This window comes from Microbulbifer maximicatervae (SeqCode) (assembly GCF_052467385.1).
In genome coordinates this window covers 2,791,759-2,805,693 of record NZ_CP174311.1, presented here as the reverse complement: position 1 = coordinate 2,805,693, position 13,935 = coordinate 2,791,759, and the positions used below count along the sequence as shown (strand labels likewise).

Sequence of the window (13,935 nt, the reverse complement as noted above, 5' to 3'; positions counted from 1 at the left end):
GGCTGTTTCTTATGCAATATAAGTCGAGATATTTAGAAGTCTTGTAAAGTAAGGGGTGGTAAGATATGAGTGAAACATCAAAGTTTGGAGTCGTAATATATGCAAGAGATATACAGGGTCTCTCCGAGTTCTATCTAAAAATGTTTGATTTTCACGTACTACATAAATCAGATAAGTTAATTAGTATAGGTAAAGATGGATTTAATATTGTTGTACACGTCCCGCCCATAGAGCTCCCTGAGCGAAATTTCAACACAATTAAACTATTTGTCATGGTGGAATGTCTTGAAGATGCAAAGAATAAGGCTGAGGCACTTGGGGGCAGGGCTATGGAAGGTGAGTGGTCAAATCCAATTTTCAAGGTTTGTAACGTAGCTGACCCTGAGGGGAATCACATTCAGCTTAGGGAAGCTAAATCTTAGTAATAAAGTCAGTTATTATCTATATTGGTGAAGCATGACCTTCATTGATGTTGCTTGGTGGCGAGTATATGTTTCTTTACAGTTTTATATTTTAAAGTTTGATTTCCAAAGTAACTCTTCAATGTGGTGCGTAATAGTGAGTTGGAGGATAGGTGGATTTAATATTAAAAGATATAATTTCTTTATCATGTAAGGCTCTGCAGGAGGAGGATCAGTATCTTCAGGAGTCACTTTCCAATAATTCTTGCTACTCGTGTGACCAAGCTGGGATTCTAAAAATAAATAATGAGAGATATTATCAGTTCATCATTGCCAGGTACCTTTTTAGATGCTTCGCTAGAAGGATTCAGGTCGAATATGACTTAATTGATCTTGTTGTTTTCCGGGAAGATGTGCCATCAGAAATAGAAGTGGTGGTGGAAATGAAGAGGTGGATGAGCTCAACAGGTAGTCCTGAAATACCTAAAATTAGAAGTGACTTTGATAAATTAAGAAAGTGTAGTCCGGCAAAAGGACTGGCTCTAATAATGTCTTCTAATCCAAAGGGCGTATCAATTAAAGATAATATACAGTATCTTTCTGATGAGCTAGATAGAAATTTAGATTCAGACCTATGGGTATATGAGTCGTTCGATACAATAGGTATAAATGGTGAAGAAAATGTATTTTGGGTGGCCGGTTATAACCCTGCTTATTGATAAGAGTCAGTTGTAAAAAGACATGATTGTTTTCTATAATTTATTATTTGAGTAATTCTTCTAGCTTAAAATCGTTTATTGTGTATATAGACTTTTTTATTTTAGATAGTGTTTATTTTGTGGTCGTCAATCATTCGTGTAGTTAAGTTGAATTTAGATGGTTCGTAACCAGTTGGATGGAGATTAATATGATCTATCCTGCTTGTTGGTTGTAAACTAGTCATAACTCTCAATAGAGGCAGTCTTCAATCAGGTAGGCGAGAAAATAATTTTCAAACTTGCTGGCAGAGTATAGGTTGGCTCTACTGACCTTTAGTGGTTGAAGCACATTTAATGCAATAAGCTACTATGATTGGATGCTAATTACTTGAGCGAGAAAAGGAGAAGTTGGTATGGACGCTGCTTCAGTTAAATTCCCAACGCATTCTGAGCTTCAGAAAGTGCTTAAAGATATTGTAAGCGAAAAAAATGGTGGATTTAACTTTAATATGTGGGCAACTATCGTTGACAGGGATGGTGTCGTTAAATTAGTTGCATTTTCAGGCAAGGACCGAGGTGATCAATGGCCTGGGAGCAGAGTTATTTCAGCGCAAAAGGCAAACACGGCGAATGCTTTCAGTCTTCCCGACCTATCACTATCAACGGCCAACCTTTTTTCGGCTGTACAGCCTGGTGGTAGTTTATATGGCTTACAGCATAGCAATCCAGTTGATACAAATGTCGCTTATGGTGGTTCATCAAATCAAATTGGCACAGAAGATGACCCGATGGTGGGTAAAAAGATCGGAGGAATTAATGTATTTGGTGGCGGCTTAGCTCTGTATAATAAGGATGGAAAGCTTATTGGTGCTCTAGGGGTTAGCGGTGATAGTTCATGTGCAGATCATAATATCGCATGGAAATTGCGCCACAACCTCCAGCTAGATTATGTGCCTTCAGGAGTTAGCCCCAATAAGGATGACAATATTGTCTATGATATTGTTGATGGCGTTAGCTGTAAGACTTACCCACGTTTAGTAGACACCCTGTATAGTTAGGTTTAGGCCTAACACGGAGGTGTATCATGGGTAAGAAAAGAACTCAGGCGTATACGGAGGAGTTCCGCAGAGAAGCAGTTAAGAGAGCGGAAAAGCCTGGAGCAACAACGGCTTCTGTGGCGCGAGAGCTAGGCGTCAGCGCACAGCAGATCTACAACTGGCGTCGTCAATTTAATCGACTGTCTGATAAGCAGTTCAATAGTTTAGACGGTGTCGACTATTCCAAACAGGAAAGCGCTGAAGTTCGCAAACTCAAGAAGGAGCTGCATGAAGCTCGTCAGGAGGTTGAGTTTCTAAAAAAGGCAGCTGCGTACTTTGCGAACCACCAAGAGTAAAGTACGCATTGATACAAGAGCATGTAGGGTCATTCCCGGTTAGCTTGATGTGTCGGTGTTTAGAAGTCTCAAGATCGGGTTATTATCGATGGCGGGGGCGATTGCCATCTGCTCGCACGATTAGAGAGATACGAACAATCGAGAAAATCCGAGAGACGTTTGCTGAGTTTAAAGGTCGTTATGGCGCGCCTAGAATTGCTTGCGAGCTTCAAGAGTTAGGTGAGCCATGCTCGCGGAACTACGTCGCTAAGCTTATGCAACAGGAACATATTAAAGCGAGAAACGGCAAAGGCTTTCGATATAGTCAGCCCGTGGAGGGGAGCATTAACGTCTCCGCCAACTTACTTAAGCGTTGCTTTGATGTGGATCGACCAAATTGCCGCTGGACCAGTGACATTACGTATATCTGGGTTCTGGATAGGTGGCTATACCTCGCGGTAGTTATGGATCTGTACTCTCGACGTATTGTAGGTTGGGCATTCGACTCGCAGATGACCGATGAATTGACACGTCGAGCATTGAAAATGGCCCTAGAGCGACGACCAATAAAGCCTGGACTGCTAGTTCACTCTGACAGGGGTGTGCAATATCGATCGCAGAAATACCAGGATCTCTTGTCCGAAAGCAAGTGCAAGCCGAGTATGAGTCGCCAGGCTAACTGTTGGGATAATGCGGCAATGGAATCATTCTTTAGCAGGCTAAAAGTCGAGCTGGTCTATGCCGGAACATTCGAAAGCGAAGAGCAAGCAAAATCTGAGGTGTTTGAATACATTGAGATTTTCTACAATAGGGTTCGTAGGCACTCTGCATTGGGCTATGTAAGTCCAGCAGAGTATGAGCGAAAATACGCATAGTTAGAGTGTCTACTTTTTGTGGGCAAGACCACTGTAGTAGTTCAGACTTGATCTGACAGTTACCGGTTTCTCAGGAGATGCTCTGTCAGGTCAAATTCAGTTTACGAGCTTTTCCTTCCAGATGCTTTTTCCATCTTCAAGAGTTGCTAACGGTGTTCGACCGCAACACTTCTTACCCTGATGAGTTCTCTCATTATTGTAATATGTGAGCCACTCGTCCAGATCCGTTTGTAACTCTTCTATTGATCCATAGATCTTGCGGCGTAATGAGGGTTGGTAGAACTCTTGTAAAATGGTCTTATGGAAGCGCTCACAGATTCCATTAGTTTGTGGATGTCTGGCTTTTGTCTTAGTGTGTTCTATTTCGTTCACACTTAGATATAACTGGTAGTCGTGCTGTTCCAATTTGCCACAATACTCCGTACCGCGATCAGTTAGGATACGCAGCACTGGTAGATCATGTAAGGCATAAAACGGTAGTACACGGTCATTCAGGAGGTCCGCCGCAGTGATTGGCGTTTTGGTGGTGTACAGCTTGCAATGAGCCACCTTTGCATAGGTATCGACATAGGTTTGTTGGTAAACACGTCCGACGCCCTTAAAGGTTCCTACATAGAAGGTATCCTGAGAGCCCAGATAACCTGGGTGTTGAGTATCAATTTCACCGCAGGCTTCATCATCATGCCGTTTTCTCTCCAAAGCCTGAACCTGTGACTCTGTGAGGATCAGTCCCTCCTCAGCGACCTTGGCCTCAAGTGCCTTTAATCGCAATTTGAAGTTAGCCAGGTCATGCCGTAACCAGATACTCCGAACGCCACTAGGGGACACAAATACACCGCGTTTACGCAGTTCATTGGAAACTCGAACCTGCCCATGGGCAGGCTCTTGGAGGGCATAAGTTAACACGGCCTCTTCAATGACTGTGTCAACACGGTTCTTGTGGTTGGGCACACGCCGGTTCTTCTCAAGAAGGGCGTCCACACCGCCACTTGAAACGGCTTCCTTATAGCGATAGAAAGTGTCTCTCGACACACCCAGCATCTTGCAAGCTTTGGAGATATTGCCGAGTTCTTCTGCCAGATTTAGCAATCCGGTCTTGTGTTTGATGATGCGATCATTAGTATGGATCATGGGGTTTATCCTTGGTTTTGCTTTTAGGTTTAGGCACCTTCATCAAAACCGGTAAACCCCTCTTTTTCAAGAGGATGTGTCAGATTTGGTCTGAACTAATACACGTTAGCGCCAGTGGTTGGGGGCATCCCGCATGTTCTCCCGAATCAGTTGATATAGCGACAAGCTTCTCTAAAATTTATTCGGTTAGAACAAAAAAGTAATTTAGTTTCCAGTAAGAACAGTATTCTACACTATCCCAATAATGATAATGGCAAGCCGAACGATGTTTTTATAGATCTGTCCTTATTTGATGTTGCCCAACAAGGTAAAGGCTATGGCCCAAAAACTATGAGACTTCAGTGTGAGGAAGTCGAAAAAGTGAAAATTTCTAACCCTGTATCCCGTTGCTACGTAGCAATCTATGCTTTTATTAAGAAACTTTTGAGCGATTTTTTTTTAGTTGTAGATCGAGACGAGTTTGATGAGTCAATAATGGAATTGCATTATGTTCAGTCAGTTCTGTGGGTCTTTGTCTACGCTGTTTTCTTTTATATATCCCCCTTCACGAAGAACGAGTAGGGGGATATAAAGCTCTACCTTTGCGATTGTGATTATAACTTAAACATTAAGTTTTTTATTTACTGGCAGATTGCGAATTCTGGTTCCTGTTGCTGCAAATATCGCGTTGGTCAATGCAGGGGCTACGGGTGGCACACCAGGCTCACCAACGCCTGCTGGAGCAGAATTGGCACTCACTACCGTTACCGAAATATCAGGGCACTGCCCCATACAAAGTACAGGGTAATCATGGAAGTTGGACTGCTTAACCTTCCCATCTTCAAAGGCTACCTCTCCCATCATCGCCAAGCTTAAGCCAAAAATCACCGCGCCTTCGGTTTGTGAGACAACTCTATCAGGGTTAACAACAAGTCCAGCATCAATAGCTGCAATTGCTTGCAGTACCTTAAGATTTGTGTTTTCCACCTCCACCAGAATAGCTATAGCTACATAGCTATTAAAGCTTCGATGAACGGCAAAGCCCCAGCCTTGATTTGGCTGGTTAGGTGCAAATTCAGCCATATTCCTTTCAACAATATCAATCACCTGATGGTAGCGACCAATATCGACTGGGTGACGTGATAGATCCTCTCCGTAGTTTCCGTATTTGAACTGTTGACCAGAAAAGTCGATATGCCTAGGTTGGCCCAACATTTCTTTCCACATCTTTGGGCATGATACTTTGGCATTGTGTGCCAGTTCATCCACGAAACTACCAATACCAAAGGCGTGCTGAATATTACTCACTGAGCGCATCCAGCCGATACGGGTATGCGCCAATGCTTTAACCGCTTCACAACGATGACTAGGCACAGTAAATGGAATGTCGACAAAGCCAAGGTCCAGTTCTCCAGCTGAGGGGTACTCCACGTTCTCGGCAAAGGTAGTGCTAATAGATGGAAAGGCGGTACGTTGTAGTATTGCCGTTGGCATTTGATCGCTATCAAGTTTTGCTTGATAAAATTGGGCACTAATTGCGTGCATGTAGCCGTTTTGGATATCGTCCTTGCGGCTCCAGCTAACTTTAACCGGCCGTCCAAGCTTTTTAGACAATAGTGCCGCTTCCACACTAAAGTCAGGCTTTGACTTCCTTCCAAAGCCGCCCCCTAATAGCGTGACGTTAACTTTCACTTGTTCGTCATTGAGCCCGAGGTTTGCTGCTACATTTTGCTGCGTACTTTGGGGTGTTTGTGTTGATGCCCAGATTTCACAGCCATTTGGTGTAACTGAAGCTACAGCAGCAGGAGCTTCCATCGGTGCGTGGGCCAAATAGGGCACTGTGTATATGGCTTGCTGGGTAGAGTCCTCCGGCCAATCGGTGTTTTCAACTCCTTGTTGGCGAACTAATTTACCAGGCTCCTTGACCCCCTGAATTAACGACTCCATGAAACTTGTGCTGCTGTGGCTATCATTCTTACTGGCAGTCCAAGTTATTTCTAATGCTTTACGCCCTTGCAAGGCGCTCCAGGTGTTAGTAGCAATAACTGCTACACCACCTAAAACTTGAAACTTAGGTGGTCCTTCGGGCACAGGTAATTGAATCACATCCACAACCCCGGGAACCTTGCGTGCCAGGGTATCATCTAAACTTTCTACATCACTACCGAGAACCGGGGGCCTGGCTATACTGGCATACAACATGCCATCTATTTGAATATCGTAGCCATATCTAGCTCTTCCGGATAGCATATTATCCATGTCGACAATCTTGTGAGATTTGCCGATATGTTTAAAGTCCTTGTTTTCCTTCAGTTTCACGTGGTTCAATTCTGGTATGGGTAGTTTAGCAGCAGCAACTGCTAGCTCTCCATAACTAAAGCTTCTGCCCGACTTTACGTGTACAACATTATGATTCCTGGCTTCCACTTCTCCGACAGGTACTTGCCATGAGTCTGCTGCAGCTTGTTCCAGCATGGTCCGAGCTATTGCCCCCATTTGTCGCATTTTGTCATAATGCTTACGAATACTGCGTGACCCATCGGTATTCTGGCTTCCATAGCGCTTATCGGCTAACCCTTGAATCACAACGACATGTTGCCAATCAGCCTCAAGCTCATCAGCAAGTATCTGAGGTATCCCGGTTCTAATACCTTGGCCCATCTCTGAACGATGACAGGTAAGATAGACTTTATTGTCTTCGCCAACAGCAACAAACAGGTTTAACCTCGGCTCCTTTCCTTGTGCTATGGCCATCGGACTCCAGCTCATCCCACTTGCACCTAAAGCTAAGCCCCCGCCAGTTGCTCCAAATAGTTTAAGTACATCCCGGCGGCTGAAATTTTTTACGGCTGTAAAGCTACTCATTATTAAGTTCTCTTTTTAGCGGTGTCTTGAATAGCAGCTCGAATTCGTGTGTAGGTACCACAACGGCAAATATTTCCAGCCATGGCAGAGTTAATCTCTTCATCACTTGGTGATGGGTTTTGGGTCAATAACGCGGCAGCAGTCATAAGCTGGCCAGACTGACAATAGCCACATTGTGGAACGTTATTGTCTCTCCATGCTTGCTTCAATTCAGCAAATTGCAGCCCCTCGATGGTAGTTACTTTCTTGCCGTTGGCTTGCAAAACCGTCGTTAAACATGCTCGCGTAGGCACTCCGTCCAAGTGGATTGTACAAGCTCCACACAATCCAGCACCGCAACCATATTTAGTGCCTGTTAATCCAAGCAAATCTCTGATTGCCCACAAAAGTGGCATCTCAGGTGCAACATCTAGTGCGTAATTTTTGTCGTTGATGGTTAAGGTTAACTTCTTATCTGACATTACCCACTCCTTGATAATCCCACTAGTAATTGCGTATCGGTGGCGAAATCGCTTCTTTTCGTTAACTGGCTCTGACTTGGAAATCTGAGTATCGCACAGCTAGTTTTACGGAAGTACTTATGTAAATTGATACTCTCACTAAAAACTGAAAATAAGCCCTAACTGAGATTCTCCACAATCATTTGTTGCCATTTTTCTATGTCAGCTCTACGATCTATATCTATGGCGACACCTTCGATCTCAACAATTGATAAAGCATCTAGATTAGATTTCTTTTTCAATAAGTGCTTTGCGCCTGTATCGCCTGTGAGAGATGCGAGATCAGTAAAATCTGAGGAGTTAAATACTGCAGGTACGCCAAAACTATTTTGATATTGGGCGCAGCAAGTTTGCCCATATGACTGCCACGCAGAGATTAATTGTTGATAATCATCCAAAGTTACGCCTATGTGATCAGCCAAGGCAATTAGCAAACCATCTACCTTAAGTGCCTCGGCTTCGATAACTGCTTCTTTGATAGAGCTTGCAATACCACTTTGCCAGTTAGGGTTAAATCGCCGGTTCACATCGGAAGACAACAAATTAGCCAGCTTCTCTTGATGCGCTCCCAGAACTACCAATAACTCTACTTTTAGCCCGGTTGATGTTTTTGTGTTTAGGCTGGTTAGTTTATCAAGCGTTTGCAACAGCAGAGGCTGACTCTTAATCTTCCCATTTGAGTCAATCACATCTACTGTTGCTTGTAACTTTATACCATTAAATCTACGGCTTTCTCCGGCAGCGAGCAATGCTACCAGTATCCGTTTTGAAGGTTGTCTAGCTGTCTCCCGAATAAATTTATTCACGTTGCGACCTTGTCTAGAGGTAACAATCTAGCTTGATGCAATACTCCGTGACATTGAGCCAGGATGCTCAAAGCAATGGACTCAGGTAGCTCACCACCTAATGCTAAACCTGCCGGTGCGGAAAAGACACCATAGAAATCACTTACTTTTATCCTCGCTCTATCAAGAACTTTATCACGTCTATGTGGAGGGCCGAGCAGCGCAACATAGTGTAGCTTCGTTAGGCTTACGGCTTGTAACGCCTTCGCATCCAAGTCCAAGTTGTGGTGCATCACAATCGCCGCATCAAACTGACTCAGCAGCGATGTAGTCAGCTGTGAATAGGGTTTCTTTAGAATACTTGCACCAGGGAAATCGTAATGACGGGCAAAACTTGCGCGTTCATCAATCACCGTAATGTTCCAGCCTAGTTCTTGAGCAATTTTGACTACTGGCTGAGCATCTAACCCGCCACCAAAAACAGCAATATGGAAGCGGGGTAGGCAGGGAATAATTAATCTCGGATGCAGAGCATCTGCTTTTCCATTTTGTAGTGATAAGGTAGCTTTGGTAGTGCTACCAATCTGGTAGCCCATTGCTTCTGGGGCAATAACTCTCGCAACAAGATCTCTTGAATTGGTATTTTGAATAGGTAACTCCAGTTCGTAGAAAGCGGAGTTTCCCGAGTTCAAATATTCTAAAAGGCAATGTAACTGAAGATATTGGTTTCTATGCGTGAGGGGAAATAAAATTAGTTCTACAATGCCACCACAGCCTAATTGATAGCTAGCATCCGACTCATCACTGGCATCGTAAATCACTTTAATCGAAGTATCATACTGAATAGCGCGTTGAGCGTATCGTTTTAAATCGGCCTCTAAGCAACCACCACTGACTAGGCCAATACTCTTACCTAGTGGGTGAAACAACATCATCGCTCCCGCCTTTCGATATGCTGAGCCCTGAACTTTGGTGATTACGGCAAGTACCCAATCATTCTCAGGCGATGCCTGCCATTCACTTAATAGGGCTTCAATATGGTGCGACATAACTCTGTGCTCGAATACATGAAAAATGACCTACAAACCTATTTGGAACCCATTAAACTGTAAAACACCACAATTTAGCGATACTCCAAGAATGTGAATAAAATGCAAGGTCGTTCCCAGAAAATGCGGCAGCTGTGCTGTTAAGCGCGATAGTCGGAAGTTGATGTGTGCTTTCGTCTAATAATGGGCTGCTTCTATAAGGGTAGAATCTGAGGCGAGGCAGTGGAGTTTTGTCCTAAATGGCCCATATTCGATTATTTTCTATTTTGACCGCCTCTGAAATAGTGGTGCCAGCTCACTAGCTTGTCCCGAGTCGAATCAGTAACTTACTTCCTAGTGATACTTTCGGTAAGGAAAGGCTTAGTGAGTAGAGGTTTCTGTAATTGATCTTTGGTAGAAGAGTAAAACAAGGCAAAAGGGTAATGGATGTAGAATGGAAAATTACATATTAAGCTGCTAGTGCTGGGAAACCATTGGTTACGTCAATATTTATAAGGTTAACTAAACGTTAGTATTGCAATGCCAGGAAAAATTCGAGATTCATATGAATTATATCGATAGCCGGTCTTGTTTAAGCGATAAGTAGTGTTTGATTCAAAGATTGTAACAGATAAGGTTAGAATGCGGTGAATTTTAAGTCCGTTTAGTTGTGTTTTGTGGTGTGCCATATAAAGATAAATTGATAAGGATGATTATGAATACCAAGTCGATTCTCAATTTTCTCATCGCAGGTATCATATTATTTGGTGTTTCAATTCTTGCTGAAAATAGCGGTATTCTAAAGCATGGGGTATTAAAGGTGTGGAATTATCTATTTTGCCGTATCGTGAAGTTCTTGGTTTGAGTTATGTAGTTAATGGGGAGTAATTGTGAAATTTACACAGAGTTTATTAGTTAAGTATTGCCTTGTTTTATTGTTCCTTTTCTACAGTGCGGTAACTCTGGCACAGAACAATAAAATAGATTATTTGGACATTTTGATTCTTGATGGAAAAGTTATCGATGGTTCAGGTAATCCATGGATAAAGCAAGATGTAGGAGTGGTCGATGACAAGATAGTCTTTGTAGGGAACGCTGATAGTCTTAGGAGCAAGGCTAAATTAACCATTAATGCTGAGGGGTTATATGTTACTCCTGGGTTTATTGACATGCATAGCCATGCAGATCTCAATGATCCGCAGGGTAAAAAAATGTTACCGCAGATCTTTCAGGGTGTTACCTCGGTAATTGTTGGTATAGATGGATTTGGAAAATATGATGTTCTAGAGTAATATAAAATCGCTATGGTTCCCTGAGAATTAGTTTACTAGGAAAACACATTGCTACTCGCCTATGAATAGATTGTTGGCAAGGTTGACCCCGAGAATGAGCCTTGCTTGTATTAATTCGGATTTTGGTTTGCAGTGTGTTTTCTACAACAGTGGTAATTGGAAGATCAGGTTTGAATTGGTATATGTAAGTATTTGCCGTCTTAAATTATAGCTTGGGATTTTTGCCAGGTGGTCAGGATTGGCTAATTCAGAAGTCCAACCTCAGGTAAGTTAGCTTCCTAGTAAGAAAAATTTTTCACCAATGTCTTTTAGCTATACCTCCATGCGAACAGAGATTTCTCTCAATATAGGCGATAGTTTTGAGCTTTGAATTTTCGCAAAGTCCTCTACCTAGCCTTGCAAAGCCTATATCGTCACCTAAGTCTCCACTATAGTATCTGTTTCATCTACTAAGCTCTATACCCCTTTAAAAGAGCATGGTTTTTCATACTTCATTTCGATGGCTTTTTGCTCGCGATATTGGCCGAGTAATGAGATACCTATTCCGGACATAATAATGATACCCCCAATGATTTGAGCGAAGTTGGGAACCTCTTGCAGGATAAGAAAGGCGAAGAAAGTACCGGCTACGGGAGTAATGGCTGTGGCGATAGAGATATCAGCAGAGCTCGCCCCTCCTTGGAGTCCTTTAAACCAGGTGATCTGCCCAAAGACAATAATGATTGCCCCGTATACAAGCATCCACACCCAGAGGAAAGGAGAGAAAAGGTCGTCAAAGTGGTGGGGGCCAAATACAGAGAGGACAATGACCGAAAAGAGTATCGCTCCCGCAAGCATGCGGAAAGTTGAAAAGACGCCAATAGGGACGCGATCAAGCAGTTTCCGGCTCGCCTGAACGGCAATGACTCCTAAGAGTGTTGCTACAGCGGTTAAAATTTCTCCAGCTTTGGGAAGGTCTTGAAGAAATTGGTTCATGGCTGGATTTCCAAGGTTCAGCATTTTCATGCTCATTGGATCTTCCATCGGGGATTGGTGTAGGACAAAAATTGCAATAACACCAACCGTTACCACAAGGGCTCCCACTATTGCGAACCCAGTAGGCCTTTCCCTGAACATCAGATAAGCGAACAAAAGCCCCAAGGGAGCATCTAGAGTTGCAATTAAAACGACATTGGTCACTTCTGTGAGCATCAGAGCAATAAAGAAGAAGGCGGGGGCAAGAACTCCAGACATCAAAATAAGCACGAACATGTAAAACCAGTCTTTGAATGGATATTGCTTTAAGATGCTGAGACGCCAATCTTTCCTATAGATTATTAAAAGAGTGATACCCGCCAAGAGATTTCCAGCGAACAAAAGGTTGCAAAAAGAGATTGGGTTGTTTCCATTAATGGGGTGGCTGGCACCTAACTCCCCGATTTTTGCAACGACTGAGTTGGAGGCAGCAAAAATAAGAATCGAAATCCACAGCCAAAATCTGGTACTTTTTACGGCGTGTTGATTTTCCATCTAGTATCCCTTGAGCGCCATGGTGGGCTGTAATGAGTTTACCTCACCCAAAGCAAAGTACGCCTTTACTATCTGGCTGTTGAGGAGAGGTGATTCTGATCTGGATTAGTTTAGACCAAATCCAATAGTTGTCTGGAAAAGAGAATTTTATTGTATATAAGGATATTGGGGTTTTTATCTAGAATGGGGATGTTGTTAGGTATTATCTTTGTTTAGCAACTTACTGGATAGGGTGTGTCTATGCAGTTCATCCAGAGTATATGGAAGTAAGATCTTTACCTACTTTACTAACATTGAAGTTCTATAAGTTCACCATATGGTGAACTAGATTTCGCATTTTCTGCTTTATTGGCATGTTACTATTAGGTATAAAGATAGTGATGATACCTCAGCGCAATGTATCTTTTCGTAGGCAGCCATTCCATTTTTACTTGATCCTGTGAATGCCTAGTTTACTTGCGATTAGATTGTCTAAACTGAATTTTCCAGGACCTGTAATTATTAGCCATATGAATAAAATAATATATAAAACTTGAGGTAAATAGAGAAACCAGCTCATCCAATCTAATGGTCCAATATCTTTAGGGATGACACTTTCTATTTCAACGGTAATAATGGCAACAATCATCACAATAGACAGGACGACGGCGACAAGTGTTGACAGTAGGCCTACCATTAAAAGTAACCCTCCGAAGAACTCCACAGAAGCTAAAAAAAATGCCATAAATTCATGAAATGGAACTCCTATTTCATTCATTAAGTTAATAAGATCTGCATGCCTCTCAGGGATAAATAGCTTGTTGTATCCTGATACCGAAAAAAACAATCCCAGTGATACTCGCGTAATTAAAATAGGCAACCACTCCCATCCGGGATTGCCGACAAGTATTTTATTAATTAGAGGAGAGGATTTTGTGAACATCTTTACGCTCCAGTAGGGTGTTTTTTGCGCCTGATATTGGATGGTCTCTATTTTTCATATAGTTACATATTGTTTATATTCCTGAGTTGTATATAAGCAGGATGTAAATGAATAGCTGAATCAGTCATTGTTACTGTACTTTTGTAAATTCTGGAGGGGGTTGAGGATTCACCGATAACAGCCGGTATAGTAGACATCCTCTTATTAACAAGCAAAGATAATGAAAGCGATGCTTTGCATGACAGTAACTCATTCATTCCTCATCCCAAATGAACCATTTGGGTTTGTGCTCATGCCGGAATACCATGCGCTAGCGAGATATTTAAAACAAAAGCTACGATATCCAGATAACTAAAACATATTAGCTTACTTACACGCCAAGGCAAGCGAATTGATACGTGCCCATAGTAATTACGCCAAATAGATAGTCCTCGACAATTTGGTTAGCTAACTAACCATATTTGGTAGGAGCGTAAGATGACTTTCTAGATATCTTATAGCGACATATGACGTTAATACTACCCAAAATTTGTATTTATACCAACTCATTAAGTGCTTTTTGCATTCTATTCGTAGTG

General features: G+C 42.5%; 13 protein-coding genes. 6 read left to right on the top strand and 7 right to left on the bottom strand.

Going from position 1 to position 13,935, the window contains the following annotated elements:
* Positions 1-65: 65 nt before the first annotated feature.
* The 5 genes from ACJJIR_RS11820 to ACJJIR_RS11800 all read left to right on the top strand — a co-directional run bounded on the left by ACJJIR_RS11820 (position 66) and on the right by ACJJIR_RS11800 (position 3,346).
* The gene (locus tag ACJJIR_RS11820; RefSeq protein WP_413665542.1) at positions 66-422 is read left to right on the top strand and encodes a VOC family protein; all 357 of its coding nucleotides are present in this window, start codon (positions 66-68) and stop codon (positions 420-422) included.
* Between the two features lie 152 nt (positions 423-574).
* Positions 575-1,120, top strand: coding sequence for a hypothetical protein (locus ACJJIR_RS11815; RefSeq protein ID WP_444905487.1), 546 nt, complete (start codon positions 575-577; stop codon positions 1,118-1,120).
* Positions 1,121-1,512: 392 nt separating this feature from the next.
* Positions 1,513-2,157, top strand: a complete 645-nt coding sequence (locus ACJJIR_RS11810; protein WP_444905486.1) for a GlcG/HbpS family heme-binding protein — start codon at positions 1,513-1,515, stop codon at positions 2,155-2,157.
* A gap of 26 nt (positions 2,158-2,183) precedes the next feature.
* Entirely contained in the window at positions 2,184-2,492 is a 309-nt protein-coding gene (locus ACJJIR_RS11805; RefSeq protein WP_444895975.1) for a transposase, read from the top strand.
* A gap of 8 nt (positions 2,493-2,500) precedes the next feature.
* Positions 2,501-3,346, top strand: coding sequence for an IS3 family transposase (locus ACJJIR_RS11800; protein ID WP_444905485.1), 846 nt, complete (start codon positions 2,501-2,503; stop codon positions 3,344-3,346).
* A gap of 96 nt (positions 3,347-3,442) precedes the next feature.
* Here the strand turns inward: ACJJIR_RS11800 and ACJJIR_RS11795 are convergent, their stop codons facing one another.
* The 5 genes from ACJJIR_RS11795 to ACJJIR_RS11775 all read right to left on the bottom strand — a co-directional run bounded on the left by ACJJIR_RS11795 (position 3,443) and on the right by ACJJIR_RS11775 (position 9,655).
* A complete protein-coding gene (locus tag ACJJIR_RS11795; protein ID WP_444905427.1) occupies positions 3,443-4,477 on the bottom strand; it encodes an IS481 family transposase in 1,035 nt (344 codons plus the stop codon).
* 600 nt (positions 4,478-5,077) lie between these two features.
* Positions 5,078-7,321: a xanthine dehydrogenase family protein molybdopterin-binding subunit gene (locus ACJJIR_RS11790; RefSeq protein WP_444905484.1), complete on the bottom strand. Its 2,244-nt coding sequence runs from the start codon at positions 7,319-7,321 to the stop codon at positions 5,078-5,080.
* Positions 7,322-7,323: 2 nt separating this feature from the next.
* Complete coding sequence (locus tag ACJJIR_RS11785; RefSeq protein ID WP_444905483.1) at positions 7,324-7,782, bottom strand: (2Fe-2S)-binding protein; 459 nt, start codon at positions 7,780-7,782, stop codon at positions 7,324-7,326.
* Between the two features lie 158 nt (positions 7,783-7,940).
* On the bottom strand, positions 7,941-8,627 hold the full coding sequence (locus ACJJIR_RS11780) for a nucleotidyltransferase family protein (protein WP_444905482.1): 687 nt from the start codon (positions 8,625-8,627) through the stop codon (positions 7,941-7,943).
* Positions 8,624-9,655 (bottom strand): XdhC family protein, encoded by a 1,032-nt coding sequence (locus ACJJIR_RS11775; RefSeq protein ID WP_444905481.1) that lies wholly within the window; start codon positions 9,653-9,655, stop codon positions 8,624-8,626. Before ACJJIR_RS11775 ends, ACJJIR_RS11780 begins: the two co-directional genes overlap by 4 nt.
* Positions 9,656-10,524: 869 nt before the next feature.
* Here ACJJIR_RS11775 and ACJJIR_RS11770 point away from each other — a divergent pair.
* Positions 10,525-10,926, top strand: coding sequence for an amidohydrolase family protein (locus tag ACJJIR_RS11770; protein WP_444905480.1), 402 nt, complete (start codon positions 10,525-10,527; stop codon positions 10,924-10,926).
* 456 nt (positions 10,927-11,382) lie between these two features.
* Here ACJJIR_RS11770 and ACJJIR_RS11765 read toward each other — a convergent pair whose 3' ends face one another.
* Both ACJJIR_RS11765 and ACJJIR_RS11760 read right to left on the bottom strand, forming a co-directional pair.
* Positions 11,383-12,435 (bottom strand): DMT family transporter, encoded by a 1,053-nt coding sequence (locus ACJJIR_RS11765; RefSeq protein WP_444905479.1) that lies wholly within the window; start codon positions 12,433-12,435, stop codon positions 11,383-11,385.
* A 427-nt stretch (positions 12,436-12,862) separates the two neighbouring features.
* Positions 12,863-13,357 (bottom strand): DoxX family protein, encoded by a 495-nt coding sequence (locus ACJJIR_RS11760; RefSeq protein ID WP_444905478.1) that lies wholly within the window; start codon positions 13,355-13,357, stop codon positions 12,863-12,865.
* Positions 13,358-13,935: the final 578 nt, after the last annotated feature.

Coding starts and splice junctions, on each gene's coding strand:
- ACJJIR_RS11820 (WP_413665542.1), top strand. CDS start 66: ATGAGTGAAACATCAAAGTTTGGAGTCGTAATATATGCAAGAGATATA.
- ACJJIR_RS11810 (WP_444905486.1), top strand. CDS start 1,513: ATGGACGCTGCTTCAGTTAAATTCCCAACGCATTCTGAGCTTCAGAAA.
- ACJJIR_RS11805 (WP_444895975.1), top strand. CDS start 2,184: ATGGGTAAGAAAAGAACTCAGGCGTATACGGAGGAGTTCCGCAGAGAA.
- ACJJIR_RS11795 (WP_444905427.1), bottom strand. CDS start 4,477: ATGATCCATACTAATGATCGCATCATCAAACACAAGACCGGATTGCTA.
- ACJJIR_RS11790 (WP_444905484.1), bottom strand. CDS start 7,321: ATGAGTAGCTTTACAGCCGTAAAAAATTTCAGCCGCCGGGATGTACTT.
- ACJJIR_RS11785 (WP_444905483.1), bottom strand. CDS start 7,782: ATGTCAGATAAGAAGTTAACCTTAACCATCAACGACAAAAATTACGCA.
- ACJJIR_RS11775 (WP_444905481.1), bottom strand. CDS start 9,655: ATGTCGCACCATATTGAAGCCCTATTAAGTGAATGGCAGGCATCGCCT.
- ACJJIR_RS11765 (WP_444905479.1), bottom strand. CDS start 12,435: ATGGAAAATCAACACGCCGTAAAAAGTACCAGATTTTGGCTGTGGATT.
- ACJJIR_RS11760 (WP_444905478.1), bottom strand. CDS start 13,357: ATGTTCACAAAATCCTCTCCTCTAATTAATAAAATACTTGTCGGCAAT.